This window comes from Allobrachymonas denitrificans DSM 15123, assembly GCF_900110225.1.
Taxonomy (GTDB): domain Bacteria; phylum Pseudomonadota; class Gammaproteobacteria; order Burkholderiales; family Burkholderiaceae_C; genus Brachymonas; species Brachymonas denitrificans.
On sequence record NZ_FOCW01000001.1, the window covers coordinates 847,866 to 873,526 of the forward strand.

At 64.2% G+C, this 25,661-nt stretch carries 24 protein-coding genes; 16 read left to right on the forward strand and 8 right to left on the reverse strand.

Features of this window, described 5'->3' with window-relative positions; genetic code table 11:
* Positions 1–113: 113 nt before the first annotated feature.
* Positions 114–614, forward strand: a complete 501-nt coding sequence (locus tag BMW28_RS03875) for a hypothetical protein (protein ID WP_143280541.1) — start codon at positions 114–116, stop codon at positions 612–614.
* On the opposite strand, the gene BMW28_RS03880 is transcribed toward BMW28_RS03875, so the two are convergent.
* Together BMW28_RS03880 and BMW28_RS03885 are read right to left on the reverse strand one after the other, a co-directional pair.
* Complete coding sequence (locus BMW28_RS03880; RefSeq protein WP_091814078.1) at positions 611–1,252, reverse strand: histidine phosphatase family protein; 642 nt, start codon at positions 1,250–1,252, stop codon at positions 611–613. The genes BMW28_RS03875 and BMW28_RS03880 overlap by 4 nt on opposite strands.
* Complete coding sequence (locus BMW28_RS03885; protein WP_091815460.1) at positions 1,249–2,100, reverse strand: adenosylcobinamide-GDP ribazoletransferase; 852 nt, start codon at positions 2,098–2,100, stop codon at positions 1,249–1,251. The genes BMW28_RS03880 and BMW28_RS03885 overlap by 4 nt, the downstream gene beginning before the upstream one ends.
* A gap of 189 nt (positions 2,101–2,289) precedes the next feature.
* On the opposite strand from BMW28_RS03885, the gene BMW28_RS03890 reads away from it, so the two are divergent.
* On the forward strand, positions 2,290–2,544 hold the full coding sequence (locus BMW28_RS03890; protein ID WP_091814081.1) for a hypothetical protein: 255 nt from the start codon (positions 2,290–2,292) through the stop codon (positions 2,542–2,544).
* A gap of 41 nt (positions 2,545–2,585) precedes the next feature.
* Complete coding sequence (locus tag BMW28_RS03895) at positions 2,586–2,903, forward strand: NGK_0946 family protein (protein WP_091814084.1); 318 nt, start codon at positions 2,586–2,588, stop codon at positions 2,901–2,903.
* A gap of 123 nt (positions 2,904–3,026) precedes the next feature.
* Here BMW28_RS03895 and ilvA read toward each other — a convergent pair whose 3' ends face one another.
* From ilvA to BMW28_RS03915, 4 genes are all read right to left on the reverse strand, one after another.
* Positions 3,027–4,604: a threonine ammonia-lyase, biosynthetic gene (gene ilvA, locus BMW28_RS03900; protein ID WP_091814087.1), complete on the reverse strand. Its 1,578-nt coding sequence runs from the start codon at positions 4,602–4,604 to the stop codon at positions 3,027–3,029.
* 91 nt (positions 4,605–4,695) lie between these two features.
* Positions 4,696–7,710: a valine--tRNA ligase gene (locus BMW28_RS03905; RefSeq protein ID WP_091814090.1), complete on the reverse strand. Its 3,015-nt coding sequence runs from the start codon at positions 7,708–7,710 to the stop codon at positions 4,696–4,698.
* Between the two features lie 293 nt (positions 7,711–8,003).
* Positions 8,004–8,888, reverse strand: a complete 885-nt coding sequence (locus tag BMW28_RS03910; RefSeq protein WP_091814092.1) for an MBL fold metallo-hydrolase — start codon at positions 8,886–8,888, stop codon at positions 8,004–8,006.
* A gap of 23 nt (positions 8,889–8,911) precedes the next feature.
* Positions 8,912–9,730, reverse strand: a complete 819-nt coding sequence (locus tag BMW28_RS03915) for a sulfite exporter TauE/SafE family protein (RefSeq protein ID WP_091814095.1) — start codon at positions 9,728–9,730, stop codon at positions 8,912–8,914.
* Between the two features lie 398 nt (positions 9,731–10,128).
* On the opposite strand from BMW28_RS03915, the gene BMW28_RS03920 reads away from it, so the two are divergent.
* The 6 genes from BMW28_RS03920 (at position 10,129) to BMW28_RS03945 (ending at position 15,258) form a co-directional block, all read left to right on the forward strand.
* Positions 10,129–10,374 (forward strand): hypothetical protein, encoded by a 246-nt coding sequence (locus tag BMW28_RS03920; RefSeq protein WP_091814098.1) that lies wholly within the window; start codon positions 10,129–10,131, stop codon positions 10,372–10,374.
* Positions 10,375–10,432: 58 nt separating this feature from the next.
* Positions 10,433–11,212: a peroxide stress protein YaaA gene (gene yaaA, locus BMW28_RS03925; protein ID WP_091814100.1), complete on the forward strand. Its 780-nt coding sequence runs from the start codon at positions 10,433–10,435 to the stop codon at positions 11,210–11,212.
* Between the two features lie 124 nt (positions 11,213–11,336).
* Positions 11,337–12,185 (forward strand): NADPH-dependent 7-cyano-7-deazaguanine reductase QueF, encoded by an 849-nt coding sequence (gene queF / locus BMW28_RS03930; RefSeq protein WP_091814103.1) that lies wholly within the window; start codon positions 11,337–11,339, stop codon positions 12,183–12,185.
* A gap of 198 nt (positions 12,186–12,383) precedes the next feature.
* A complete protein-coding gene (locus BMW28_RS03935; RefSeq protein ID WP_091814105.1) occupies positions 12,384–13,514 on the forward strand; it encodes a Re/Si-specific NAD(P)(+) transhydrogenase subunit alpha in 1,131 nt (376 codons plus the stop codon).
* Positions 13,515–13,516: 2 nt separating this feature from the next.
* Positions 13,517–13,840, forward strand: coding sequence for an NAD(P) transhydrogenase subunit alpha part 2 (locus BMW28_RS03940; RefSeq protein WP_091814108.1), 324 nt, complete (start codon positions 13,517–13,519; stop codon positions 13,838–13,840).
* Positions 13,837–15,258, forward strand: a complete 1,422-nt coding sequence (locus BMW28_RS03945; RefSeq protein ID WP_091814110.1) for an NAD(P)(+) transhydrogenase (Re/Si-specific) subunit beta — start codon at positions 13,837–13,839, stop codon at positions 15,256–15,258. The genes BMW28_RS03940 and BMW28_RS03945 overlap by 4 nt, the downstream gene beginning before the upstream one ends.
* Positions 15,259–15,426: 168 nt before the next feature.
* Here BMW28_RS03945 and BMW28_RS03950 read toward each other — a convergent pair whose 3' ends face one another.
* Positions 15,427–17,187 carry an alpha/beta fold hydrolase gene (locus BMW28_RS03950; RefSeq protein ID WP_091814113.1) on the reverse strand — a complete coding sequence of 587 codons (1,761 nt, stop codon included), beginning with the start codon at positions 17,185–17,187 and terminating at the stop codon, positions 15,427–15,429.
* Positions 17,188–17,470: 283 nt separating this feature from the next.
* Here BMW28_RS03950 and BMW28_RS03955 point away from each other — a divergent pair, with 283 nt between their 5' ends.
* The 6 genes from BMW28_RS03955 (at position 17,471) to BMW28_RS03980 (ending at position 22,563) form a co-directional block, all read left to right on the forward strand.
* The gene (locus BMW28_RS03955) at positions 17,471–18,013 is read left to right on the forward strand and encodes a carboxymuconolactone decarboxylase family protein (RefSeq protein WP_091814115.1); all 543 of its coding nucleotides are present in this window, start codon (positions 17,471–17,473) and stop codon (positions 18,011–18,013) included.
* 172 nt (positions 18,014–18,185) lie between these two features.
* The gene (locus BMW28_RS03960) at positions 18,186–19,406 is read left to right on the forward strand and encodes an acyl-CoA dehydrogenase family protein (RefSeq protein WP_091815462.1); all 1,221 of its coding nucleotides are present in this window, start codon (positions 18,186–18,188) and stop codon (positions 19,404–19,406) included.
* An 11-nt stretch (positions 19,407–19,417) separates the two neighbouring features.
* Positions 19,418–19,582 carry a rubredoxin gene (locus BMW28_RS03965; protein ID WP_091814117.1) on the forward strand — a complete coding sequence of 55 codons (165 nt, stop codon included), beginning with the start codon at positions 19,418–19,420 and terminating at the stop codon, positions 19,580–19,582.
* Positions 19,583–19,601: 19 nt separating this feature from the next.
* Positions 19,602–20,414 (forward strand): ABC transporter ATP-binding protein, encoded by an 813-nt coding sequence (locus BMW28_RS03970; RefSeq protein WP_091814120.1) that lies wholly within the window; start codon positions 19,602–19,604, stop codon positions 20,412–20,414.
* 11 nt (positions 20,415–20,425) lie between these two features.
* The gene (locus BMW28_RS03975) at positions 20,426–21,595 is read left to right on the forward strand and encodes an ABC transporter substrate-binding protein (RefSeq protein ID WP_091814123.1); all 1,170 of its coding nucleotides are present in this window, start codon (positions 20,426–20,428) and stop codon (positions 21,593–21,595) included.
* 248 nt (positions 21,596–21,843) lie between these two features.
* Entirely contained in the window at positions 21,844–22,563 is a 720-nt protein-coding gene (locus BMW28_RS03980) for an ABC transporter permease (protein ID WP_407640927.1), read from the forward strand.
* 81 nt (positions 22,564–22,644) lie between these two features.
* Here the strand turns inward: BMW28_RS03980 and BMW28_RS03985 are convergent, their stop codons facing one another.
* Complete coding sequence (locus tag BMW28_RS03985; protein WP_091814129.1) at positions 22,645–23,697, reverse strand: ABC transporter ATP-binding protein; 1,053 nt, start codon at positions 23,695–23,697, stop codon at positions 22,645–22,647.
* 146 nt (positions 23,698–23,843) lie between these two features.
* On the opposite strand from BMW28_RS03985, the gene BMW28_RS03990 reads away from it, so the two are divergent.
* A complete protein-coding gene (locus BMW28_RS03990) occupies positions 23,844–25,490 on the forward strand; it encodes an ABC transporter permease (RefSeq protein WP_091814131.1) in 1,647 nt (548 codons plus the stop codon).
* Positions 25,491–25,661: the final 171 nt, after the last annotated feature.

Sequence of the window (25,661 nt, forward strand, 5' to 3'; positions counted from 1 at the left end):
TGACATACGGCAACAAAGCTTGCCGACTGTCGATAGCCAGCCAGGCATATTCCTGTTACAAAGCAGGGTGTTCCGTTTTTGCCATGCGCGCCATGGGTGCGTATCGTGTTGCCATGCCTCGTCCGTCTTCTTCTCCTTCTTCGCGCCGCACCGCCACGACCACCATTGCCGGCGTAGAAGTGCCTGTCGACAAGCGCCTGCTACTGGCCATCGTGGCCGCACTGGTGCTGTTTGCCGTGGTGGGCGGGGTCTATCTGGGCCTTGGGGCGGGGCAGGGCAGCCCGGTCAAGCAGGATGCCGCATCTGACGCGGCCAGTGCCGGGGCGCCGGATTTGGGAGCATCCTCCCAGATGGAACTGATGACCGGCAAATCCGCACTGGGGGGCTCGTCTGCCGTGGCTCCGACCGAGCCGGGTGCCATCGTGGCGCCGGGTGGTGTTGAACTGCAGCGTCAGGATCCGGTCGAGACCGCCGCGCCTGTTGCCGACCCCATGGCCTCCGATGCGTCTGCCGCCGAGGGTGAAGCGCCAGTCGACGGTGGCGCTACCCCTGCCGATGAAAACCCTGCTTCTGCCCCGCTGGCGGAACCTGCCGCCGAGCCTGCTTCGCACTAGACGGATGCCGAGCCCAGCGAAAGCGGGGCGGCCAGCCACTGCCCGTACGTGCAGGAGGCTTGTGGCCACTGGCGTGGCGAGGTGATGTCGCTGGCGGACAGGCCCTGACCCAGCAGTTCAAGCGCCTTGATCACGCCCGCATGGGTTACCCAGACGATCCATTCCCCTGGTTCTGCGGGAGCCTGTTCCTGCCGGGCCTGCTGTACGCGGGCAATCATCTGCGCCAGCGATTCGCCGCGGCGGCCGACCTCGTAGCCGGCGAAGTCCGCCATCCAGTCGTCCCACTCCTTGCGCGAGACATTGTCCCAGGGCTGGCCTTCCCAATCGCCGAAGTCCATCTCCATCAGGCGCTCATCGGTCTGCAGCTGGCAGTGCAGGCCTTTCTGCAGCAGCTGGCGCTCTACCGTGCGTGCCAGTTGCAGGCAGCGCTGCAGGGGCGAGGCCAGCAACCGGATGCGGGTGCCGCCCTGGGCAGCGTGGCGCGACTGCACGAAGCGGCTGAAATTGAGCGCGGCGTGGTGCGTGCCCTCGATATCCGCGGAGACGTCGAGCTGCCCGTAGCAGACACCCTCCTGCACCAGCGGTGCGGCATGGCGCAGCAGCCACCAATGGGGCGTGATCGGCGTGTGCGGCATCATGGCTGCCCCATGGCGCTGAGAGTGGCGCTGAGTGCGGCGCCGTAGAACACCAGTTCGCACACCTGCTGGGTGGCACCCAGGCAATCCCCGGTCACGCCGCCCAGACGGCGCCGGAACCACCAGCCCATCAGCAGCATGGCCAAGGCTGCTGCAACCGTGGCCGTTCCGATGATGGCCAGCAGCCCCGGACCCTGGTCCAGCAGAGACAGGCCGGCCAGCGGGGTGCACCACAGCGCGGCAGTCCAGATCGGCAGCTGCTGCATGCCGCCGGTAGCCTGCAGGGTTTTGGACTGGCCCTCCAGCCCCACGTGCGGCAGCATCTTCACCAGCAGCAGCGGCAGAAAGCGCGACAGCACATGCGCGGCCACCAGCACCCACAGCACGACCGTGGTCTGGAGAATGCCCAGGGCGGCCAGCAGCAGCACCTTCAGCAGCAGGGCCACGATCAGTGTGACGACCGCATAGCTGCCCACCCGGGAGTCCTTCATGATCGCCAGCGCGCGTTCGGGGCTGGTATGGCCACCCAGGGCGTCAGCCACATCGCCCAGGCCATCCTCGTGAAAGGCACCGGTGACCCAGATGGTGGCGATGGTGCTGATGAGGGCTGCCAGCGCCAGCAGCAGGGTGGAAGAGGCCATCAGCATGACCGGAGTGCCCCAGAGCCAGAGCGTGCCGGCGTAGGCCACCGCTGCCACACTGCCGACCAGCCAGCCCACCGCCGGCATGTGGCCCATGGCGTTGCGCATCAGCAAAGGGCTGAAACCCACCCATTGCATCACCGGACCGGGCAAGGGCAGGCGTGTGAAGAACTGGATGGCCAACAGCAGGTGGCGGATGGAATTTTCCATGCCAGAACTGTAAACCATCTGCATGGCAGCTTTCGTGACGCCCGGCAGCAGGGGGGATCACGTCTTCATGACGGGGATCAGAAAACATGGAGACATGAATATTTGGGTCCTAAATTTTCATGCTACCACGTGTATATAATCCCCCGGTAATTTTCGTCAGCAAATGTGACTGAACCCTCAAGGATACCCATGCGCCATCTTGTTACACCCCTGATGCTGTCCGCTGCCGCCCTGGCGACCGCATGTTCCAGCCCCGTGGTTGGCTATCGCACGTTCGAGGCAGACCCGGCGGCCGCCCGGGCCGCAGCCCGTGAAACCGCTGCCTTCGAGCGTGCCGAGCGCGCCGAACGCCGTCAGGAGCGCCGTGAGCGCCTGATGGACGAAGCCGATGCCGTGCGCCGTGCAACCGGTGGCTATGGTGCCGATGTGCTGATCGTCCGCTGATCCGTTTTACTGCCTGTTCAACCCCTTATCTCTTAACGACCATGAAAACCCGTTTTCCCCTGTTCCTGATTTCGACCGTATTCGTGCTCACCGGCTGCGCTGCTGGCGGTGGCGTGGGTGAGTACGGCATGGGCGATGAGTCCGCTGCCATCAAGTCGGCGCGCAATCGCGAATCTGCCCGTGTGAGCCGTGCCGAACTGGACCAGCATCGCCGCCAGCGTACCAACGCCTCGGAAGAAATCGACCTGGCCAACAAGCGTCGCCGCGCCAAGAGCGAGGAAATCAACGACACGCTGGGTACTGTCAACAATGCAACCAACGTGCTGCACAATCTGCGTTGGTTGGGCCGCAGCTGGTAAGCCCGGGATCCGGTCTGGCCATGCAAAAAGCGCACGTCCGTGAAGGAGGTGCGCTTTTTCTGTTTCGTGGGCAGTAGCGAAGCGGCTACAGTGCCGGGCTCAGGCCCGCACGCCCGGGGCGGCTTACAGGAACATCCGGTAGACCGGGTTGTCTGTTTCTTCCACGTAGGGATAGCCCAGCTGCTCCAGAAATTCGTGGAAGCGTGCATCGTCAGAGGCAGGGGCCTGAATGCCGACCAGCACCTCGCTGTAGTCGGCGCCCTGGTTGCGGTAATGGAACAGCGAGATGTTCCAGGCCGGGTTGAGCATGCTCAGGAAACGCATCAGCGCACCCGGGCGCTCGGGAAATTCGAAGCGCAGCAGGCGCTCGTCAGTGGCCACGCTGCTGCTGCCGCCAACCATGTAGCGCACGTGGGCCTTGGCCAGTTCGTTGTGGGTGAGGTCGATGGCATCGAAGCCCTGTCCCACCAGTTTTGCGGCAATTTCCTTGCTCTCGCCCTTGCCGTGCATGCTGATGCCGACGAACACGTGGGCACGCTCGCTGCTGTTCATGCGGTAGTTGAATTCGGTCACGCTGCGCGGGCCGCCGCCCAGGTTGTCGATCAGCGCGCACAGACGACGGAAGCTGCCGCGCTCCTCGGGGATGGTGATGGCGAACAGGCCTTCGTGCTCCTCGCCCACCTCGGCGCGCTCGGCGACGAAGCGCAGGCGGTCGAAGTTCATGTTGGCGCCGCAGAGGATGGCGGCGAAGGTCTTGCCCTCGCACTGGTGCTTGGCCACATACTGCTTGATGGCGGCCACGCCCATGGCGCCGGCGGGTTCCACGATGCTGCGCGTGTCCACGAAAATATCCTTGATGGAGGCGCAGACGGCGTCGGTGTCGACCTCCACATAGTCGTCCACCAGCTCGCGGGTAATGCGGAAAGTCTCCTCGCCCACCAGCTTGACGGCGGTGCCGTCGGAGAACAGGCCCACGTCATTGAGCGTGACGCGCTCGCCCTTCTGCACCGACTGGATCATGGCATTGGAATCATCCATCTGCACGCCGATCACCTTGATGCCCGGGCGCACAGCCTTGATGTAGTTGGCCACGCCGGAGATCAGCCCGCCGCCGCCGATGGCGACGAATACGGCATCCAGATGCTTGTGCGGCAGCGACTGCAGCTGCTGCAGGATTTCCATCGCAACCGTGCCCTGGCCGGCGATCACGTCCGGATCATCGAAGGGATGGATGAAGGTCAGGCCTTCCTCCTCCTGCAGCTTGACGGCGTGGTTGTAGGCATCGGTATAGCTCTCGCCGGCCAGCACCACTTCGCCGCCGAGGGCCTTGACGGCATCCACCTTGAGCTGCGGCGTGGTGATGGGCATCACGATCACGGTGCGTGTGTTCAGGGTGCGTCCACCCAGCGCCACGCCTTGCGCGTGGTTGCCAGCGGAGGCGCAGATCACGCCCTTGTGCAGTTGCCCGGGCGAGAGCTGCGCCATCTTGTTGTAGGCGCCGCGCAGCTTGAAGCTGAACACGGGCTGCTTGTCTTCGCGCTTGAGCAGCACGGTGTTGTTGAGGCGGCGGCTCAGGTTGCGCGCAAGATCGAGCGGGGTTTCCTTCGCCACGTCATAGACGCGGGCGTTGAGGATTTTCTTCAGATAGTCGTCCGGGGTGAGGGCGGCCGTGTTGTTCTTGCTTTCGGGCTGGGAGGACATGGTGGAATGCTTTGTCGTAACGGTTGCCGGTGACGAAGCCGGCAGGGGAAAAACGGCGCAGGCCGGGGAGCGCTGCGCCGTCGGGCAAGGATCAGCCCAGGCGGGCGAGTTGTTCCTTCACCTTGGCCAGCGTGGCACCGAACTCGGCCACGCGCTTCTGTTCCTGTTCGATCACCGCAGGCGGGGCCTTGGCGACGAAGTTCTGGTTGTTCAGCTTGCCGTTGGCCTTGGCGATCTCGCCTTCGAGGCGGGCGGCTTCCTTGGAGAGGCGGGCGCGTTCGGCGTCCTTGTCGATCTCCATGAACAGGGCCAGGCGGGCCTCGCCGACCACGGCCACCGGAGCGGCCTGGGCCGCGGCCTGCCAATCGGCTTCGTTGTCGAACACCTTCACTTCGCTCAGTTTGGCCAGCGCCTGCAGCGCGGGTGCCACTTCCTGCAGGAAGGCGGCATCGCCCAGCGCATACAGCGGCAGGCGTTGTGCCGGCGATACGCCCATTTCGCCGCGCAGGTTGCGGCAGGCATCGACCATCTGCTTGAGCTTGGCCACATGCGCCTCGGCCTGCTCGTCGAACTTCTCGGGGTTGCACACCGGATACTCGGCAATGCTGATCGAGTCGCCCGCGCGGCCGGCGATGGGGGCCACCTTCTGCCACAGTTCTTCGGTGATAAAGGGGATGATCGGGTGGGCAAGACGCAGGATCGTTTCCAGCACGCGGATCAGCGTGTAGCGCGTGCCGGTTTGGCGCGGCGCATCGCCGGTCTGGATCTGCACCTTGGCGATTTCCAGATACCAGTCGCAGAACTCGTTCCAGACGAAGTCGTAGAGCGTGTTGGCGACGTTGTCGAGGCGGTACTCGGCAAAGCCCTTGGCCACTTCCGCCTCCACACGCTGCAACTGGCTGACGATCCAGCGATCCGGCTGGGAGAAGGTCTTGTGGCTCTTGTCGCAGACCTTCGGCGCATTCGGATCCGCCACGATGCCGCAATCATGGCCTTCGCAGTTCATCAGCACGAAGCGGGTGGCGTTCCAGAGCTTGTTGCAGAAGTTGCGGTAGCCCTCGCAGCGCTTGCTGTCGAAGTTGATGCTGCGGCCCAGGCTGGCGAGCGCGGCGAAGGTGAAGCGCAGTGCGTCTGCGCCATAGGCGGGGATGCCGTTGGGGAATTCCTTCTCGGTGTCCTTGCGCACCTTGGGTGCGGTTTCGGGTTTGCGCAGGCCGGTGGTGCGCTTGTCCAGCAGCGGGGCGAGTTCGATGCCATCGATCAGGTCGACCGGATCCAGTACGTTGCCTTCGGACTTGCTCATCTTCTTGCCCTGCGCGTCACGCACCAGGCCGTGGATGTAGACGTGGCGGAACGGGACCTTGCCGGTGAAGTGGGTGGTCATCATGATCATCCGGGCGACCCAGAAGAAGATGATGTCGTAGCCGGTGACCAGCACCGTGCTCGGCAGATACAGGTCGTAGTCGTTCGAAGCGCCCCCCGAAACCGAATCAGGCCACCCCATGGTGCTGAACGGAACCAAAGCGGAGGAGTACCAGGTATCCAGCACGTCTTCATCCCGCGTCAGCTTGGGGCCCTGTGTCAATTTGAGCTGCAGGCTGTCCGTAATCGAGGTGTGGCAACGCACACGAGCGTGGGCCATGCCTTCCTGAATGCGCGCTTTCCATTGGGCCTTGGCCTCGTCCTCGTTGCGGGCGACGTAGACATTGCCTTCCTCGTCGTACCAGGCGGGAATCTGGTGGCCCCACCAGAGCTGGCGGCTGATGCACCAGTCCTGGATGTTGTTCATCCACTGGTTGTAGGTGTTGACCCAGTTCTCGGGCACGAAGCGCACCTGGCCGCTTTCGACGGCGTCGATGGCCTTCTGGGCGATGCTCTTGCCGGTGGGGTCGCCTTCGCCCACCTTGTTCATGGCGACGAACCACTGGTCGGTCAGCATCGGCTCGACGATCTGGCCGGTGCGGGCGCAGCGCGGCACCATCAACTTGTGCTTCTTCGTCTCGACCAGGGCGCCCAGCGCTTCCAGGTCCTTGACGATGGCCTTGCGCGCGGCAAAGCGGTCCATGCCACGGAAGATTTCGGGGGCGTTGTCGTTGATCGTGGCGTCGAGGTTGAGCACGCAGATCATCGGCAGCTTGTGGCGCTGGCCGACCAGGTAGTCGTTGGGGTCGTGCGCGGGCGTGACCTTGACCACGCCGGTGCCGAATGCGCGGTCCACGTAGTCATCGGCAATCACCGGAATCTCGCGGCCGACCAGCGGCAGGATCACGGTCTTGCCGATCAGGGCCTGGTAGCGCTCGTCTTCGGGGTGCACCATGACGGCGACGTCGCCCAGCATGGTTTCGGGGCGGGTGGTGGCCACGGTCAGGTGGCTCGGCGCACCGGCGGCCTGCAGGCTGCCGTCTTCGTCTTTCAGCGGGTAGGCGATGTGCCAGAGGAAGCCGTCTTCCTCTTCGCTTTCCACTTCGAGATCACTCACGGCGCTCTTGAGCACCGGGTCCCAGTTGACCAGACGCTTGCCGCGGTAGATGAGGCCTTGCTCGTACAGGCGAACGAAGGTTTCGGTGACGACCTTGCTCAGCTTGTCGTCCATGGTGAAATATTCGCGGCTCCAGTCCACGCTGTCGCCCATGCGGCGCATCTGCGTGGTGATGGTGTTGCCGCTCTGTTCCTTCCATTCCCAGACCTTGGCGACGAAGTTCTTGCGTGCCTCGGCCGGGGTGGGGCCCATGTCGTGGCGGCTGATGCCCTGGCCCTGCAACTGGCGCTCCACCACGATCTGGGTGGCGATGCCGGCGTGGTCGGTGCCGGGGATCCAGGCCGTGTTGTAGCCCATCATGCGGTGGTAGCGCGTCAGGCTGTCCATGATGGTCTGGTTGAAGGCGTGGCCCATGTGCAGCGTGCCGGTGACGTTGGGCGGCGGCAGCTGGATGGCGAAGTCATGGCCGGCGGCGTGTGCTGCCGCGCTGGGCGTGCCGGTGCCGCGGAAACCGGCCTGGCCGTAGCCGCGTTTTTCCCATTCCGGGCCCCAGTGGGCCTCGAGTGCGGCGGGTTCAAACGATTTGGTCAGGCTGTTCAGGCCAGGTTGCTGCAGGGCGTCGGTCATGATGGTGTGGGGTCGAATGGGCATCCATGGCTGCACGGCAGGGGGCCGCGGCCGGAAGCAGTTTGTCATGCAGGGGCGCCACGCCGCGCTGGCGCGGGCCAAACTTTCATTTTACGGCCTGTGGCAGCCTCATGCACGCGGATGGTGCAGTGCAGCGAGCTGCCTGGTGGCAGGTGTCGGTCTCCGGGTACAACGGGGCGTGCTTGCAGGGAGGCGTCATGCCTGTTCGGGCAGGGCGTGACGGGACTTGGCTGGCACTGCAAGCCTGCGGCCTTGTCCGGAGGCGTTCAGCCTTACAGGACGTCCAGCGGAATTTTCAGATAGCGCGTGCCGTTGTCCTCGGGTTCCGGCAGGGCGCCGGCGCGAATATTGACCTGCACCGCTGGGAGGATGAGTTGCGGCATGTCCAGCGTGGCGTCGCGGGCCGTGCGCATGGTGACGAACTCCTCTTCGCTGATGCCGTCGCGCACATGCTTGTTGCTGCGTCGCTGTTCGGCCACAGTGTGCTCGCAATAGGCCGCCGGGTTGTCGGCCACGCCATCGGCATAGTTGTGGCAGAGGAACAGACGGGTGTCGTCCGGCAGGGCCAGCAGGCGGTGCACCGAGTGGTACAGCTGCGAGGCGGAACCGCCGGGAAAGTCGCAGCGCGCCGTGCCCCCATCGGGCGCGAACAGGGTGTCGCCCACGAAGACCAGATCGGCTTCTCCTGCCGGCGCATGCACATGCCAGGCCGTGTCGGCGGGCGTGTGGCCGGGGACATGCATGGCCTCGATGCGCACGCCGCCCAGCTCGATTTGCTCGCCTTCGCCCAGCAGCACGTCGAACTGGCTGCCATCCGTGGGCAGCCCGGGCAAATGGTAGATGCCGGCAAAGGTGCGCTGCACGGTGGTGATGTGCTTGCCGATGACGGTCTTGCCGCCCAGCTGCTGCTGGATGAAGGGCGCGGCGGAGAGGTGGTCGGCGTGGGCATGGGTCTCGATGATCCAATGCAGTTGCAGGCGGTGACGCTGCACATGCGAGATCAGCTTGCGCGCGCTGTCGGTGCTGGTGCGGCCGGCCTTGGGGTCGTAATCGAGCACCGGGTCGATGATGGCGCACGGGGCGCCGTCGCCCAGGTCGAGCACGTAGCTCAGGGTGCTCGAGAAGCTGTCGAAGAAGGGAGTGATGCGGAGCGTCATGGCAAATCCTCGCGTCGGATGGGTCAGGCCAGGGGCAGCCAGTGCGGGGCAAAGGTCTTGAGCAGCAGCAACAGCATGGCCAGCAGCACCAGCAGGGCGAAGCCCCGGTGCAGCCAGTGCTGCGGCACCTTGTGGGCAAACAGCCGGCTGGCGAACATGCCCAGCGCCGTGGCGCCGACAAACCACCAGCCCGAGGGCTCGATGCGGGTGCCGTGCAGCACCATCTGCAGCACGGTGGAGCCGGATACCAGCGCAATCACGGCCAGGGAAGTGAGCACGATGCTCTGGTAGCTGAGGTTGGTGAAGCGCTGCAGCATGGGCACGATGAAGAAGCCGCCGCCCACGCCCAGCATGCCGGTCATCAGGCCGGTGACGGCGCCGATGCCGCCCAGGGTGAGGAAGCAGCGGGGCGTCCAGCTGAACTTGCCGGTGGCGGGGTTGAGCATGCAGGGGGTGACGCGCTCGACCAGGATGGCGCTGCGGGAGCGCGTGCCCTGCCGCCAGCCGCGCACGGCCACGAACAGCAGGATGCCGCTGAACAGCACGGCCAGCAGTTCGGGCGACACCTGATGGGCCAGCCACTGGCCTATGGGAGAGGTGATGGCGCCCAGCAGCACCATGAACAGCGCCGCCTTGTAGCGCACCAGCCCGCGCCGCAGGCCGTCTGCCGCGCCCAGCATGGCACCGGCCGTGGCGGCCAGCAAGGCAACCGGCTTGGCGGCCACCATGCTCATGCCGATGCCCAGCACCAGCGCCGGGATGGCCAGGATGCCGCCGCCGGCACCGGTCAGGCCCATGACGGTGCCGATGGAAAGGCCGAGCAGCAGGCTGTTCCAGATCATGGCCGGGAGAGAGTGAAGGGCATGGACATGGCAGACATCATACAAACACGTGAAATGTCCCCGAGGCGGAAATGTAAACCACAGAATTACATTTTTGCCTATGGAAAGACTTGAGTCTGGGGTTGATTCTTGCTAATATTACATTTTGCATTCGCGTGCCCATTAGATTTCACGATAAAAAGCACGCATGCAAGGGCAGTGTCCGGCCTTTCCCGGATGCCGCCATCTTCGCTGCAGTTTCGCTCATGGGGCTGCGGGTTTCTCCCGGATCGGGAGCGCCCAATTGACATTTTCCCGTCACAGTTTTCGGCCACAGTTGCCACTTGAAGTGCCACGTTTTGCGTGCGCACGCCGGCTGGCGCATGCCGACCGCGACGTTATCAGAAAGATTTTGAGACATGAACCATTCCATTAACCAGGCTCGCGCGCCGATTGCGCTGGGCCGCTACCACATCCAGGCATGCCCGCTGCGCATGCCCAGCGGCGGTTATGCGCCGCGCGTGTCCATCGCCAGCGGCAGCGGCTGCTCGCGTACCGACCGCATCGTGACTTTTGCCGGCGAGTTTGCCTGCGCGCTGGAGGCGGCCAGCTACGCCGAGCAACAGGGCCGTGACTGGGTGCAAGGCAGCACGCGCCTGCAGTAAGCAGAACCCTTGGTGATAATGGCAGGCATTCACAACGCCTGCCATTTTTGTTTCTGCCATGCTGTTTGTTCTCTCTCCCGCCAAGTCCCTGGATTACGACACCCCGCCTGCAGTGGCCACGCACAGCGCGCCGCTGTTTCCGGAACAATCCGCCGAGCTGATTGCCGTGTTGCGCGAGCAGTCGCCGCAGCAGATCGCCACCCTGATGAGCCTGAGCGACAAGCTCGCTGCCCTGAACGTGGGTCGTTACCAGGCCTGGAGCACCAAGGCCGATACGGACAATGCCAAGCAGGCGGTGCTGGCCTTCAATGGCGATGTGTACGATGGGCTGGATGCCAACTCGCTGGGCAAGGCGCAGCTGGACTGGCTGCAGCAGCACCTGTGCATCCTCAGTGGCCTGTATGGCGTGCTGCGCCCGCTGGACCTGATGCAGCCCTATCGCCTGGAAATGGGCACGAAGCTGGCCAATCCCGGTGGCAAGGATCTGTACCAGTTCTGGGGCAGCCGCATTGCCGAGTACCTGAATGCGCGTTTCGAGGAAGAGGGCGCGGCCGAACCGGTGCTGGTGAACCTGGCCTCGCAGGAATACTTCAAGGCGGTGGACCGCAAGGCGCTGAAGGCCCGCGTGGTCGAGTGCGTGTTCGAGGATGACAAGAACGGCGTCTACAAGATCATCAGCTTCCATGCCAAGCGGGCGCGTGGCCTGATGATGCGCTATGCGGTCGAGCACAAGATCAAGTCGGTCAAGGGGCTGCAGGGTTTCGCCACGGATGGCTATGCATTTGCGGCCGAGGCTTCCGGTCCGGATCGTCTGGTGTTTCGCCGCCGGCAGGAGTGAGGCGGCATCGGCGCGCAAAGGTGTGACGCGGGCGCCACGGCCAGGCCGCAGCGGGGCTGTGCTGCGTCACAATGAAAAGATGCATGCCGCCGCGCCATGGCGGCTTTTTTCCGGTTGAAAATCCATGCCCACTCCTGAGCAATCTCCCCTCGGCAAGGCCGTCAGCTACGCCGACCAGTACGATCCCACGCTGCTGTTTCCCCTGCCGCGCCAGCCCAAGCGCGATGAAATCGGCATTACCGGCCGCCTGCCCTTCATGGGCGCCGACCTGTGGACCGGCTATGAACTCAGTTGGCTCAATCTGCGCGGCAAACCGCAGGTGGCGCTGCTGCAGGTGAACATTCCCTGCGAGACGCCCAACATCATCGAAAGCAAATCCTTCAAGCTCTACCTGAACAGCTTCAACAACACGCGCATCGGCTTGATCGAGGAAGTGCGCGAGCGCATTTTTGCCGACCTGAACGAGGCGGCCTGGCGCGGGGCCGCCACCATGGATGCCAGCATCGGCGTGCGCCTGGTGCCGTCCGAACTGTTCGACCAGCAGCCGATCCACGAGCTGGACGGCCTCAGCCTGGATCGCCTGGACTGCGAGTGCACGCACTACCATCCCGCGCCCGAGCTGCTGACCACGATCCCGGAAGAGGGCATCGTGAGCGAGACACTGACCAGCAACCTGCTCAAGAGCAACTGCCTGATTACCGGGCAGCCGGACTGGGGCAGTGTGCAGATCAGCTACAGCGGCCCGCAAATCAGCCACGAAGGGTTGCTGCGCTATCTGGTGAGTTTCCGCAACCACAACGAGTTTCACGAGCAGTGCGTGGAGCGCATCTTCACCGACATCTGGAGCCGCTGCGCGCCCGTCAAACTCTCGGTTTATGCGCGATACACCCGTCGCGGCGGGCTGGACATCAACCCCTTCCGCACCAGCCACCCGCAGGCGCTGCCACCGGCCGTGCGCAACGCGCGGCAGTAATTCGGGTCGTTGCTGCCGCCGGCTTATTGGGTAATTACGCCGAAAGGCGTGCTTTTGACTGTTAATATCTGTTGCAATAGATCGGTCGGCATGGGATGCCTTCGTCCCGTGCCGTGAAACGGGGGCGCGACGATCGTCTGCCGAATGGCCCGCAGAGGCCAGACATACACAGGTTCCGTTTGATATTGGAGGAGTAACGTGCAAATTGGAGTCCCACTGGAAACAGTGCCCGGCGAGGCCCGCGTGGCCGCAACACCGGAAACTGTGAAAAAACTGGTCGGACAGGGACATACCCTGAAAGTCCAGGCAGGCGCCGGCATTCGTGCCGGCATTACCGATGCGGCCTATGAGGCAGCCGGCGCCAGCATCGTCGATGCGGCCACGGCGCTGGGCAGCGAACTGGTGCTGAAGGTGCGTGCGCCTTCCGAAGCCGAACTGGCCCAGATCAAGCCGTCTGCCACCCTGGTCGGCATGCTTGATCCGTTTGATCGCGCCAATCTGGAGCGCATGGCGGCTGCGGGTATCACCGCGTTTGCCCTCGAAGCCGCTCCGCGTACCACGCGGGCGCAGAGCATGGACGTGCTGTCCAGCCAGGCCAACATCGCCGGCTACAAGGCTGTGATGCTGGCTGCGGACAAGTACCCGCGCTTCTTCCCCATGCTGATGACCGCGGCCGGTACCGTCAAGGCCGCGCGTGTGGTGATCCTGGGTGTGGGTGTGGCCGGCCTGCAGGCCATTGCCACCGCCAAGCGTCTGGGCGCCGTGATCGAGGCTTCCGACGTGCGTCCGAGCGTGAAGGAGCAGGTCGAGTCGCTGGGCGCCAAGTTCATCGACGTACCCTACGAGACTGACGAAGAACGTGAAGCCGCCGAAGGCGTGGGCGGTTATGCCCGCCCCATGCCGCAAAGTTGGCTGGAGCGCCAGAAGGCCGAAGTGGCCAAGCGCGTGGCCGCTGCCGACGTGGTGATCAGCACCGCGCTGATTCCGGGCCGCGCTGCGCCCACGCTGGTGACCGAGGATATGGTCAAGGCCATGAAGCCCGGTTCCGTGATCGTGGACATGGCCGCCGGCAAGGGCCCGAACGGCACGGATGGCAACTGCCCGCTGACGCAGGCCGGCCAGACCGTGCGCGTGCACGACGTGACCATCGTGGGCGAGACCAACATCGCCGGCCTGGTGCCGGCCGATGCCAGTTCGCTCTATGCGCGCAACGTGATCGACTTCCTCAAGCTGGTGCTGCCGGCAGAAGGGGGCCTGAAGGTCGACATGGAAGACGACATCGTGGCGGCCTGCCTGATGACGCAGAACGGCGAAGTGAAGAGGAAGTAATCATGGACATCGTCTCTCCCACCATCATCAACCTCATCATCTTCGTGCTGGCCATCTATGTGGGCTACCACGTGGTGTGGAACGTCACGCCCGCGCTGCATACGCCGCTGATGGCCGTGACCAACGCGGTGTCCGCGATCGTGATCGTCGGTGCCATGCTGGCCGCCGGCCTGACCGAGGGCGCCCTGGCCAAGACCATGGGTGTGGCTGCCGTGGCGTTGGCCGCGGTCAACGTGTTCGGCGGCTTCCTGGTGACGCGCCGCATGCTGGAAATGTTCAAGAAGAAGGAGCGCAAGACGCCCGCCGCGAAGGGAGCTGAAAAATGAGCATGAACGTAGTTACTCTGCTCTATCTGGTTGCAAGCATCTGCTTCATCCAGGCGCTCAAGGGCCTGTCGCATCCGACCACCTCCATCCGCGGCAATATGTTTGGCATGGTCGGCATGACCATCGCCGTGCTGACCACGGCGGCGCTGATCGTCAAGCTGGCGGGTTCGCCCTTCGGCTTGACCTGGGTGCTGCTGGGCCTGCTGGTCGGCGGTTCCATCGGTGCCATCATGGCCAAGCGTGTCGAAATGACGAAGATGCCCGAGCTGGTGGCCTTCATGCACAGCATGATCGGTCTGGCTGCGGTGTTCATCGCCATTGCAGCCGTGGCCGAGCCGCATGCGCTGGGCATTGCCGCGCTGGGTGATCCGATTCCGGTCGGCAACCGCGTGGAACTGGCGCTGGGCTCCTTCATCGGTGCCATCACCTTCACCGGTTCCGTGATTGCCTTCGGCAAGCTGTCCGGCAAGTACAAGTTCCGCCTGTTCCAGGGCGCGCCGGTGACTTTCCCCGGCCAGCACTGGATTAACCTGGGCCTGGGCATTGCCGCGCTGTTCTTCATCGTGAGCTTTGCCATGACGCAGAGCTGGACCGCCTTCATCCTGGTGACGTTGATCGGCTTCCTGCTGGGCGTGCTGCTGATCATCCCGATCGGCGGCGCCGACATGCCGGTGGTGGTGTCCATGCTGAACAGCTACTCGGGCTGGGCGGCTGCAGGCATTGGTTTCAGCCTGAACAACAGCATGCTGATCATTGCCGGTTCGCTGGTGGGTTCGTCCGGTGCCATCCTGAGCTACATCATGTGCAAGGCGATGAACCGTTCGTTCTTCAACGTGATTCTGGGTGGCTTTGGCGGGGACGCCGGTGCGGCTGCCAGTGGCGACCAGCAGCAGCGTACCGTCAAGAGCGGCAGTGCGGACGATGCAGCCTACATGCTGAGCAACGCCGACAGCGTGATCATCGTGCCGGGTTACGGTCTGGCCGTGGCGCGTGCGCAGCACGCCGTGAACGAACTGGCGCAGAAGCTGACCGAGCATGGCGTGAGCGTGAAGTACGCGATCCACCCGGTGGCCGGCCGCATGCCTGGCCACATGAACGTGCTGCTGGCCGAGGCCGAAGTACCCTATGACCAGGTGTTCGAGATGGAGGACATCAACGGCGAGTTCGCACAAGCCGACGTGGCCATCATCCTGGGCGCCAACGACGTGGTGAACCCGGCTGCGCTGCAGAAGGGCAGCCCGATCTACGGCATGCCGATCCTGGAAGCCTACAAGGCCAAGACGGTGATCGTGAACAAGCGTTCCATGGCCGCCGGTTACGCCGGCCTGGACAACGAGCTGTTCTACATGGACAAGACCATGATGGTGTTTGGCGATGCCAAGAAAGTGGTCGAGGACATGGTGAAGGCGATCGAGTAAACGGCGATTGCCTGATGGGTCGGTTTGCGCCGGCCCGTGCCATCAGCCCCCTCTGTGCTTGCACGAGGGGGCCTTTTGCTGGGGCTCGGGTTTCTAGGTGAGGGGGCTGGCTCCGGAGCGAGCAGGCGCATGGTTGATCCAGCAGCGCGTGGCCCCGGATGGTTGCGCTTACTTGCGGTTTTCGGGCTTTCGTGCATCCAGGGGCAGGGGATGGGCCGGGCACACGGTTTCGCGCTGTGCGGGTGATTCGCCAAGCAGGTAGCGGGCGACGGTCTGGTCGACGCAGTTCTTGTCGCGGTAAGGAAAGACGCCATGCTCGAGTTCGCCGCGCACATAAACGCGGTAGGCACGAGGCAGTTGGTCAAAGAAGGCGTTGGCTCCTTCCAGGGGAGTGGCCACGTCATACTGGGATTGCACCAGCAGCAGATCCAGTGACCGCAGAGGGGACCAGTCGGGTTGTGTCACGCTTGGGCGTGTCCAAGTGGTGCATGGGTTACCGTACAGACCGAAAAAGAAGTGGGGTGTACGCTCGGCCGACTCCTTGATCCGCTTTTCCCACGCGTTCTCATCGACGGAGGCTGGCGCATCGTTGCAGCGGATCGCCGCGTAGGTGGATGCATTGAAGTCCAGATCTAGGCTTTCCCTCTTTGGGTTGCGCAATGACTCGAAATAACTCGCCAGAAGTCTTTGAGCGATGATCTGACGGTCTGCCTTGCGCGCGGGAATCCTGGTGATGAAGGGCAGGCGCTGCGCGGCTTTTTCAGCGGCAGCGAAGTTCAGCGGTTTGGGCATCGACTTGAACAGCCCGTCAAGTTCGCGTGCGATGGCGATGATTTCCAGAAAATCGTCGGCGCCATCGCGTCTGTAGCCCGTCAGCATCAGAGGAACAGCGACCGTATGCTGCATCCGTGCGCTTAAATCGGCCATGCTCCTGCGCACTGCAGCTTCGGAGGTTCCAAGCTGGAAGTGCCGGGCATGGCGCACGGCGTAGGGAATCAAAATGTCGTCCAGCGCTCGCTGGCGTGCCGGGATTTGCGGGGGGACGAAGTCCAGCGGCCTTGAAAAATCGATATAGCTATCCAGTACCATGCGACCAACCCGATCAGGGAACAGGCTGGCATACCAGGCACCCAGCCAGGTGCCGTATGAATAGCCGAGGTAATTGAGCTTTCCATCCCCCAGCAGACCGCGGATCAGGTCCATGTCGCGTGCTGTCGCATCGGTATTGATGAAAGGGGTGATGGGGTTCTTGAGGCAGGCCTCGGTTTCCTTGCGGTTGTTGTAACGGGCGTTAGCGATATTCTGGGGTGTCATGCCCGCGGCGCTGTAATCGAGCGTGTGAACCAGTTCGTTGCTGGCACAGCGCAGTTGGGTGCTGGCACCCGTGCCGCGTGGCGAAAAGCCGACCATGTCGTATTCATTTACCAGCTGCAGGTGCAGGGCGCGCTCAGGATGCTCGGCATCGCCTTTCTCGATCAGCAACTGTTCGATGTTGAAGGCCATGGGCAGGCCATCCGCGCCGGGCCCACCGGGATTGATCAGCAGCGAGCCACGCCGCTGATCCGGCTTCCTCGCAGCCAAACGTAGCAGACTGATGACGACGTCGCCGCGGTCGGGGTTAGCCCAATCCAGCGGTGCCCGAATGGATGCGCACCGTAGCCGATTGCCGTACTTGCGCTTGGCGCTGTCCATGGAGATGTCGATTTCCTCATCCTCGTCGGGATCATCTCCCCAGTCTTCCTCGTTGCCCAGAATGGTGGGGTCGCATGTCTTCCATTCCACCGCCTGCTTGCGATAGCGCTCAAGGGGGTCGACCTTGTCACTCGCGGCTTGGGTGCCGGAGCTGGCGCAACCCGTCAGGCTGGCGACGAGGAGGACACTGGCCAGCCAGATGGGGGTTGCAAGGGGCAGGGAGCGGGGTTTCTTCATGACTGATTCCTCTGTGGCTGCATGACTTCTGCGCAAGAGCAGGATGCGAGCATTGTGATTTAAGTCACGAAAGTTGCGATTGGATACGAGTGGGGGTCATGCATTTCCTCGGGTAAACCCCTGCGTCGACCTGGCGGATCGAGTCTGGTCTGGTGGGGCTGTGAAAGGTTCCTCCCTGAATATATATTCATTTTGGAATATGCAAACCAGGAAAAAGTATTTTTCAATTATGAAGAGCATCCCTACCATGCGAAGCATTGCCAAATTTTGAAGGATCCTCCGCATGAGCCGCCTGCCTATCCATACCGTTGATTCCGCCCATCCCGAAGCCCAGCCGCGTCTGCAGACAGCGCTGAAGAACAACGGCTTCCTGCCCAACCTGATCGGCGTGCTGGCCAATGCGCCCACTGCGCTGGAGATGTACCAGGAAGTCGGCGCCATCAATGGCCGTACCAGCCTGAGCGCGGGCGAGCGCGAGGTGGTGCAGATCACCGCTGCGGTGACGAATGGCTGCGGCTTTTGCGTGGCCGGCCATACCGCGCTGACGCGCAAGAAGAAGCTGCTGCCCGACGAGGTGGTGGAGGCGCTGCGTGGCACCAATGCCATCAACGATCCCAAGCTGCAGCAACTGGCCCAGTTCACGCTGGCCGTGATGGAGCACAAGGGCAATGTGCCGGATGCCGATCTGGCCGCCTTCCACGCCGCTGGCTACAGCGAGCAGCAGGCACTGGAAGTGGTGCTGGGTGTGGCGCTGGCCACGCTGTGCAACTACTCGAACAACCTGGCGCGCACGCCGATCAACCCCGAGCTGCAGCCTTACGCCTGATGCTGCGGGCCACTGCTCAGCCAATGGGCAGTCGGCACGCGAGGATCAGGCAGCCGCGACAGGAGTCGCGGCTACCCATTCCAAAGATTGAACTGATAGAGGGCGCCTGCCGATGCAGGTGCCGGGGGTGGTATTTGCCTGTGCAAGCCATCCGGTGATGAAGGAGACAACCATGTCCGAAACCGCTCAACTCCTGCTGGGACAAGTCCGCTCGCATGTGCGTACCGGTCTGCGCCCGCTGGTGGAACAGATTGACCGCCAGGGTTTCTATCCCGAAACCTGGCTGCGTGAACTCGGGGCGCTGGGCGGCTTCGCGTCGCTGGCGCAGCCGGAGCAAGGTGGTTCCGGCCTCGGTCTGGCGACGCAGATCGAAGTGATGGCGGCCGTGGGGGCCGAGTGCGGCGCGACGGCCTTCACCCTGTGGTGCCAGGGCACGTTTGCCTGGTATCTGCGTCAGAGCAGCAACGCTGCCGTGCGCGAGCGCTATCTGCCGCAAGTGCTGCGCGGCGAACTGCTGGCCGGAACCGGCATGTCCAACACGGTGAAGCACCTGAGCGGCATCGAGAAGCATCTGCTGCAGGCCGAGCCGGAAGAGGGCGGTTATGTGGTCAGCGGCAGTCTGCCCTGGGTGTCCAACCTGGGGGACGAGCATGTGTTTGCGGCCACGGCGCAGCTGGGTGAGGGCGGCTATGTGATGTTTGTGGTGCGCGGCAATGCGCCCGGCGTGACGCTCAAGCCCTGCCCCGAGTTCTGCGCGCTGGAGGGCACGCGCACGCTGAATGTGCGTTTCGACAAGGTGCACATTCCCTTTGCCGATGTGCTGGCGCAGCCGAACGAGTTCAACGCCTTTCTGGGCCGGGTGAAGCCGGGCTTCATCCTGCTGCAGATCGGCATGGCGCTGGGCGTGATCGAGGGCAGCCTGAAACTGATCCGCGAGAGCAATCTGACCCAGTGCGTGACCAACGCCTGGCTGGATGACCAGCATGACGACCTGCAGGAAGAGCTGGATGCGCTGCGCGTGAAGACGCGTCAGCTGGCGCAGCAGGCGGAGGCGGGCAGCGTGGAGATGCTTCCGGTGCTGCAGGCGCGTCTGCATGCGAGCGAGCTGTCGCTGCGTGCGGCCCAGTCTGCGGCGCTGCATGCCGGCGCGCGTGGCTACCTGATGCGCCATGCGGCACAGCGACGCAGCCGCGAGGCCCTGTTTGTGGCCATCGTGACGCCGGCGCTGAAGCAACTGCGCCATGACATTGCGGTGCTGACAGCAGCCAATCCGGCAGCGGTAGCGTCGCAGGCCGCTGCGGCCGTAACCGAGGCCGCGGGCAAGGAACGTGCTGGGGAGAGCCCGAACGCCGTGGCGCCCCAGGCCGCCGAGACCGAAACCCAGGCTGCCTGAAGGAGTATTTCATGAGCCAATGGATGTGCATTCCCTGCGGAATGATTTACGACGAAGCCGCCGGCATGCCCGAGCACGGCATCGCACCGGGTACCCGTTTTGCGGACATTCCGCACGACTGGACCTGCCCGGACTGCGGTGTCGGCAAGGATGATTTCGTTGAAATTCCGGACTGATCTGCAGGAGCGCTGACGCATGACACACGCTGCCACGGTGCTGGAAGCCCGCGACATCGCACTGGGATATGCCCAGGGCGATGGTTCGCACAAATGGGTGCTGCAGGATTTTTCGCTGGCGCTGCAGCCGGGCGAACTGGTGTCGTTGCTGGGCCCGAGTGGCGTGGGCAAGTCCTCGCTGCTGCGGGTGCTGGCCGGACTGCAGCAGGCGCAGCGCGGTGAGGTAGCCCTGTTTGGCCAGCCGTTGCGCCAGCCGCATCCGCGTGCGGCCTTCGTGTTTCAGCAGGCCTCGCTGTTTCCCTGGCTGAATGTGCGCGAGAACGTGGCCTTCGGGCTGGATTTCAGGCACCAGCCGCAGCTGGGCAAGGCCGAGTTGCAGCGTCGCGTGGATGCGGCGCTGGAGGAGGTGGGATTGAGCCATGCTGCTACGGCGTATCCGGCCGAACTTTCCGGGGGCATGGCGCAGCGCGTGGCACTGGCCCGTGCGCTGGCGCGCCAGCCGGAGGTGCTGCTGCTGGATGAGCCTTTCAGCGCGCTGGACGAAGTGACGCGCGCAGAAATGCAGGAGCTGCTGCGCGACATTGCGACCCACCACCAGACTGCGGCGGTGCTGGTGACGCACGACATCGACGAAGCCCTGACCGTGTCGGATCGTGTGCTGCTGATCGGCAATAGCCCCGGTCGCCTGATCGGGCAGTGGCGTCTGCAGGCACCGTATCCGCGTCAGGATGTGGGGCTGCAGATGAATGCCTTGCGGGTGGAGATCCTGCAGGCGCTGCGCGATTCGCGCCTGCAGCGTCAGCAGCTCGAAACCGTGGAATACGTGATCTGAGGGCTGCCGGCATGAACCGACGTGAATGGATGAAACTGGCGGCGCTGTTTACCGGCGCCGGCAGCCTGCCACTGCTGCAGGCCTGTGGCCAGCGCCATGCCATGCAGCCGGATGCGCCGCTGCGCATCGGCTATCTGCCGATCACCGATGCCACGCCGCTGCTGGTGGCGCACAGCCGCAAGCTGTTCGAGGCCGAGGGCGTGGTGGTGGAAAAGCCGGTGCTGTTCCGCAGCTGGGCGCAGTTGGTGGAAGCCTTCATCAGCGGGCAGGTGAACATGGTGCATGTGCTGTCGCCGATGACGGTGTGGGCACGCTATGGCAGCCAGTCGCCGCTGAAGGTGCTGATGTGGAACCACATGGCGGGTTCGGCGCTGACCGTGCAGCCGGGCATCAACAGCGTGGCTGAACTGGGCGGCAAGACGGTGGCGATTCCGTTCTGGTACTCCATCCACAACGTGGTGCTGCAGTATCTGCTGCGCAGCAACGGGCTGGAAGTGACCGAAAACGACGCGCCCGGCCCGCGCCAGGTGCGTCTGATCGTGATGGCGCCGTCCGACATGGTGGCGGCGCTGGCGGCGAAGAACATTGCCGGCTTCATCGTGGCCGAGCCCTTCAATGCGGTGGCCGAGAACAAGGGCGTGGGCAAGGTGCTGCGCTTTACCGGCGATGTCTGGCGCGACCATGCCTGCTGCGTGACGGTGGCGCATGCGCACGATGTGGAGCGTCGGCCGGAGTGGGTGCAGCGCGTGACCAACGCACTGGTGAAGGCCCAACTGTGGACGCTGGACCACCGTGTTGAAGCCGCGACCCTGCTGTCGAATGCAGGCGAGGGCAAATACACGCCGCATCTGCCCGCCGTGCTGGGCAAGGTGCTGGCGCCGCCGCAGGCCGACTGGCAGCGCTATGTGGATAGCGGGGCGATCCGCCATCCCGACTGGAAGCAGTCGCGCATCGATTTTCAGCCCTACCCGTTTGCCAGCTACACCGAAACAATGGTTGAACTGCTCAAGCAGACACACATCGCGGGTGAAAACCTGTTCCTGCGCGATCTCGATCCCGCGCGTGTGGCAGGCGAACTGGTGGACGAGCGCTTTGTGCGCAAGGCCATCGAATCCACCCAGAGCCAGGCCCGTTTTGCTTTGCCCGCCAGCTTTGCCCGGCAGGAAACCCTGCTGGCATGACACCGGAAGTTCAGTCCATGACAAGTACGACCTTGCCTCTTTCATCACCCCCGTTGACGCAGGACGCGGGTCGACTTACCGTAATCTCCGGAGAGGGGGGAGCACCCATGCATGTGGAGCGGACCGGCGTAGCTGATGCGTCTGCCGCAGCGGATTCATTTACAAGAGCATCGGGCACCGGTCTTTCCCAGGCTTCTGCCTCCTTCCGTGCTGAAAGCTTTCCTTCGGCCGCACGCGCGGCGCTGGGCTTGCTGGTGCTTCTGCTGCTGTGGCAGATCGGTGCCTGGCTGCTGCAGCAGACCATGCCGATTGCCAGCCTGCTGGCTCCCTGGCCTACCTTCAAGAGTCTGGGCTGGTTGCTGGGCAGCGGGCAACTGTGGGCGCATGTGCTGGCCAGCCTGCAGCGGGTGCTGGTAGGACTGGTGCTGGCCCTGGTGATCGGCGTGCCGCTGGGCTTGCTGATCGGCCGGTCGCGCGCCGTGGAGCAGGCTACTGGAGGTGCCTTCCAGCTGCTGCGCATGATTTCTCCGCTGTCCTGGATGCCGATCGTGGTGATGCTGTTCGGCGTGGGCGATGCCCCCATCTATTTCCTGCTGACCTTCGCGGCGGTGTGGCCCATCATGCTCAACACCAGTGCCGGCGTGCGTACCATTGATCCCAACTGGCTGCAGCTGGGTGCCTCGCTCAGTGCCACGCGGGTGGAGATGCTGGCGCGCGTCATCATTCCGGCCGTGCTGGGCCATGTGCTGACCGGCCTGCGTCTGGCCATCGGCATTGTCTGGATCGTGCTGGTACCGTGCGAAATGCTGGGCGTGAGCAAGGGGCTGGGCTATTTCATCCTGGATACGCGCGATCGTCTGGCGTATTCCGAACTGATGGCCGCGGTGCTGTTCATTGGCCTGCTGGGCTGGCTGCTGGACAGTGCGGCACGCCGGCTTCACAAGCGCTGGGCGCACGGCAAGGCGTGAGGCAGGGGTGCGGTTGGCCGATGCGCCAAGCACTTTCCGCCGGTGACAGGTTTCGGACCAGGCCCGAGCGGTCGAGCCGGCTCAGGCCGCCTTCTGTACCGGATCGCTGAAGGTCACCAGTTGCCCCGGCTGCGCGCGCAGGGCCACACGTTCGCCCACGGCATGCGTCATGTCGGTGGGCATTTCGGCCAGCACGGTTTCGCCAGTCGGCAGGCGCAGCGTGTACAGCCAGTGGCTGCCACGGAAGGCCTTGTGCAGCAGCTCGGCCTGCAGCGGGGATTGCGCATCGTGCACGATCTCGTGCGCACGCAGCAGCAGACAGGAATCTCCGGCAGCCAGCGGGCCGCTGATGGCGCCCAGGGGTGTCTGCATCCAGCCCGAGCGGGAAGGGTCCTGCAGGGCGGGCACCAGCATGCCCTGGCCGATGAATTGGGCCACAAAGGCCGTCGCCGGCTCGCGGTACAGCGTGGCGGCATCGGCCCATTGCTGCAGGCGCCCCTGATAGAGCACGCCGATGCGGTCGCCCATGGCAAAAGCCTCGTGCTGGTCGTGCGTGACCAGCAGCGCAGTCGTGCCGTGGCAGCGCAGGATGTCGCGCAGTTCCTGCGCCAGACGGTCGCGCAGGCCGGCATCGAGGTTGGAGAAGGGTTCGTCCAGCAACAGCAGTTGCGGACGCGGCGCCAGGGCACGCGCCAAGGCGACCCGTTGTTGCTGGCCACCGGAAAGCTCGTGCGGATAACGTCCCTCCAGGCCTCCCAGGCCGACCAGCTCCAGCACCTCGGCGACACGTTTCTGGCGCTCGCCCTTGGCCAGGGATTGCAGGCCGAAGGCCACGTTGCGGCCCACATCGAGATGGGGGAACAGGGCGTAATCCTGAAACACCATGCCCATGCGGCGCTGCTCGGGCGCCACGGCATAGCCCGGACGGCTGATGACTTCACCCGCCAGCGCGATGCTGCCAGCCGATACGGTTTCCAGCCCGGCCACGGCACGCAGCAGCGTGGTCTTGCCACAGCCGGACGGGCCGAGCAGCACGCCAATCTGCCCGGCAGGCAGTGACAGGCTGACATCCTGCACCGCAGGGGCAGTCTGTCCGGCGTAGTGCACGCTGAGGGAGTCGATGGTCAGTTGCATGGGGCGACGGGGCAAAATCAGAAACGGAGTCCGGGAATTATAGATTAAATGAATATAATTCTCATTAATTAACCATGCGTAATTCCACTGCCATCCCACTGTCTTCAGAGCCCAATGACCCGGATCCGGACACATCGTCCGCCCGGATGTCGGGTCACACACGTGCGCGTCTGGGCGGATGGATCGCGCGCTTCTGGCTGCTTCCGGTTGGTGTGATGCTGGTGCTGCCAGTGCTGGCCGTGCTGGCGGCAGCGTTGCAGTGGAATGCGGAAAGCGCGGACATCGTGCGCGAGATGGCGCTGACGGTGCTGCCGGAGTACGCCTGGACCTCGCTGCTGCTGTGTGTGCTGGTGGCTGTCGGCACGCTGTTTCTGGGGCTGGGCAGCGCCAGTCTGGTGACCCTGTTCGATTTCCGCGGCCGCCGGCAGTGGGAGTGGCTGTTGCTGTTGCCGCTGGCCATGCCGGCGTATGTGAGCGCCTACGCCTATACCGATTTCCTGCAGTTCAGCGGCCCGGCACAGACCTGGCTGCGTGAGGCGTTGCAGGCCGAAGGGCGCATGCTGCCCGAGGTGCGCACGGTGTGGGGTGCGGCCTTCCTGTTCATCGTCACGCTTTATCCCTACGTTTATCTGCTGGCGCGCACGGCGCTGCTGGAGCGTGCCACACATCTGATGGAAGCGGCGGCCATGCTGGGCACCGGCCTGCGGACCCGCATCTTGCGTGTGGCGCTGCCGCTGGTGCGGCCCTCGGTGGCTGCCGGCGTGGCGCTGGCGCTGATGGAGGTGCTGGCAGATTTTGGCGTTTCCAGCTATTTCGGCATCCAGACCTTTACCGCAGGCATCATCAAGGCCTGGGTGGTGATGGATGACCATATTGCCGCCACCCAGTTGGCGTTGGTGTTGCTGGCAACCGTGGCCCTGCTGCTGTGGCTGGAGCGCCGTGCGCGCCGTCGCATGCGCTTTGCCAGCAGCCGTGGCCAGCGTCAGGGTGGTACGCAGGGCAGGGTGCCCGTGCTGCAGGGCGGGCGGGCCATGGTGGCCCATCTGCTGTGCGCCGTGCCGGTGGTGCTCGGTTTTGCGGCACCGGTGCTGATGATGCTGCGCCCCTTGCTGCAGGGGCTGGAGCTGGATCAGGAAGTGATGTGGGCGCAGTTCCTGCCCTGGGCCTGGAACAGCATCCGTCTGGGGCTGTCTGCTGCCGTGCTGGCGACCTTGCTGGCGCTGGCCTTGGCGGGAAGCGCACGTCTTTTCCCCGGCCGCATGACCGGCGGGCTGATGCAACTGGCCTCGCTGGGCTATGCTGTGCCTGGCGCGGTGATTGTGGTGGGTTTGCTGCTGCCGGTGGCGGCGCTGCAGGCCTGGCAGCCGGAGTGGACGATTGGCGGACTGGTCACCACTACCGTGCTGGGGGTGCTGTGGGCCTATCTGGTGCGTTTCACTGCCGTGGCTCTGCAGAGCGTGCAGGGCGGCTATGCGCGCATTCCGGCCAGCCAGGACGAATCCGCACGCCTGCTGGGCATCGGCGGCTGGCGCCTGCTGGGGCAGGTGCACCTGCCCTTGCTGCGCGGGCCGGTGCTGGCGGGATTGCTGCTGGTGTTTGTCGACGTGATGAAGGAGCTGCCGGCCACCATGGTGCTGCGCCCCTTCAACATGGATACGCTGGCCGTATCGGCCTTCCAGCTGGCGCGGGATGAGCGCCTGACCGAAGCGGCACTGCCCAGTCTGGCGCTGGTGCTGGCGGGGCTGGTACCGGTGATTCTGCTGAGCCGATCGCTGCGACGCAGGAACGGGTAACACTGGCCGACTGCCGACTGCCGACTGCCGACTGCCGACTGCCGACTGCCGACTGCCGACTGCCGACTGCCGACTGCCGACTGCCGACTGCCGACTGCCGACTGCCGACAGGGAGCAGCAGACGGGAAGTGGTTCCTGACACGACCGCTCAAGCGCAAGAAAACTGGCCTC

What these genes read in the sequence shown, in the direction of transcription:
- BMW28_RS03875 (WP_143280541.1), top strand. Translation starts at nt 114, where the DNA reads ATGCCTCGTCCGTCTTCTTCTCCTTCTTCGCGCCGCACCGCCACGACC.
- BMW28_RS03880 (WP_091814078.1), bottom strand. Translation starts at nt 1,252, where the DNA reads ATGATGCCGCACACGCCGATCACGCCCCATTGGTGGCTGCTGCGCCAT.
- BMW28_RS03885 (WP_091815460.1), bottom strand. Translation starts at nt 2,100, where the DNA reads ATGGAAAATTCCATCCGCCACCTGCTGTTGGCCATCCAGTTCTTCACA.
- BMW28_RS03890 (WP_091814081.1), top strand. Translation starts at nt 2,290, where the DNA reads ATGCGCCATCTTGTTACACCCCTGATGCTGTCCGCTGCCGCCCTGGCG.
- BMW28_RS03895 (WP_091814084.1), top strand. Translation starts at nt 2,586, where the DNA reads ATGAAAACCCGTTTTCCCCTGTTCCTGATTTCGACCGTATTCGTGCTC.
- ilvA (WP_091814087.1), bottom strand. Translation starts at nt 4,604, where the DNA reads ATGTCCTCCCAGCCCGAAAGCAAGAACAACACGGCCGCCCTCACCCCG.
- BMW28_RS03905 (WP_091814090.1), bottom strand. Translation starts at nt 7,710, where the DNA reads ATGACCGACGCCCTGCAGCAACCTGGCCTGAACAGCCTGACCAAATCG.
- BMW28_RS03910 (WP_091814092.1), bottom strand. Translation starts at nt 8,888, where the DNA reads ATGACGCTCCGCATCACTCCCTTCTTCGACAGCTTCTCGAGCACCCTG.
- BMW28_RS03915 (WP_091814095.1), bottom strand. Translation starts at nt 9,730, where the DNA reads ATGATCTGGAACAGCCTGCTGCTCGGCCTTTCCATCGGCACCGTCATG.
- BMW28_RS03920 (WP_091814098.1), top strand. Translation starts at nt 10,129, where the DNA reads ATGAACCATTCCATTAACCAGGCTCGCGCGCCGATTGCGCTGGGCCGC.
- yaaA (WP_091814100.1), top strand. Translation starts at nt 10,433, where the DNA reads ATGCTGTTTGTTCTCTCTCCCGCCAAGTCCCTGGATTACGACACCCCG.
- queF (WP_091814103.1), top strand. Translation starts at nt 11,337, where the DNA reads ATGCCCACTCCTGAGCAATCTCCCCTCGGCAAGGCCGTCAGCTACGCC.
- BMW28_RS03940 (WP_091814108.1), top strand. Translation starts at nt 13,517, where the DNA reads ATGGACATCGTCTCTCCCACCATCATCAACCTCATCATCTTCGTGCTG.
- BMW28_RS03945 (WP_091814110.1), top strand. Translation starts at nt 13,837, where the DNA reads ATGAGCATGAACGTAGTTACTCTGCTCTATCTGGTTGCAAGCATCTGC.
- BMW28_RS03950 (WP_091814113.1), bottom strand. Translation starts at nt 17,187, where the DNA reads ATGAAGAAACCCCGCTCCCTGCCCCTTGCAACCCCCATCTGGCTGGCC.
- BMW28_RS03955 (WP_091814115.1), top strand. Translation starts at nt 17,471, where the DNA reads ATGAGCCGCCTGCCTATCCATACCGTTGATTCCGCCCATCCCGAAGCC.
- BMW28_RS03960 (WP_091815462.1), top strand. Translation starts at nt 18,186, where the DNA reads ATGTCCGAAACCGCTCAACTCCTGCTGGGACAAGTCCGCTCGCATGTG.
- BMW28_RS03965 (WP_091814117.1), top strand. Translation starts at nt 19,418, where the DNA reads ATGAGCCAATGGATGTGCATTCCCTGCGGAATGATTTACGACGAAGCC.
- BMW28_RS03970 (WP_091814120.1), top strand. Translation starts at nt 19,602, where the DNA reads ATGACACACGCTGCCACGGTGCTGGAAGCCCGCGACATCGCACTGGGA.
- BMW28_RS03975 (WP_091814123.1), top strand. Translation starts at nt 20,426, where the DNA reads ATGAACCGACGTGAATGGATGAAACTGGCGGCGCTGTTTACCGGCGCC.
- BMW28_RS03985 (WP_091814129.1), bottom strand. Translation starts at nt 23,697, where the DNA reads ATGCAACTGACCATCGACTCCCTCAGCGTGCACTACGCCGGACAGACT.
- BMW28_RS03990 (WP_091814131.1), top strand. Translation starts at nt 23,844, where the DNA reads ATGTCGGGTCACACACGTGCGCGTCTGGGCGGATGGATCGCGCGCTTC.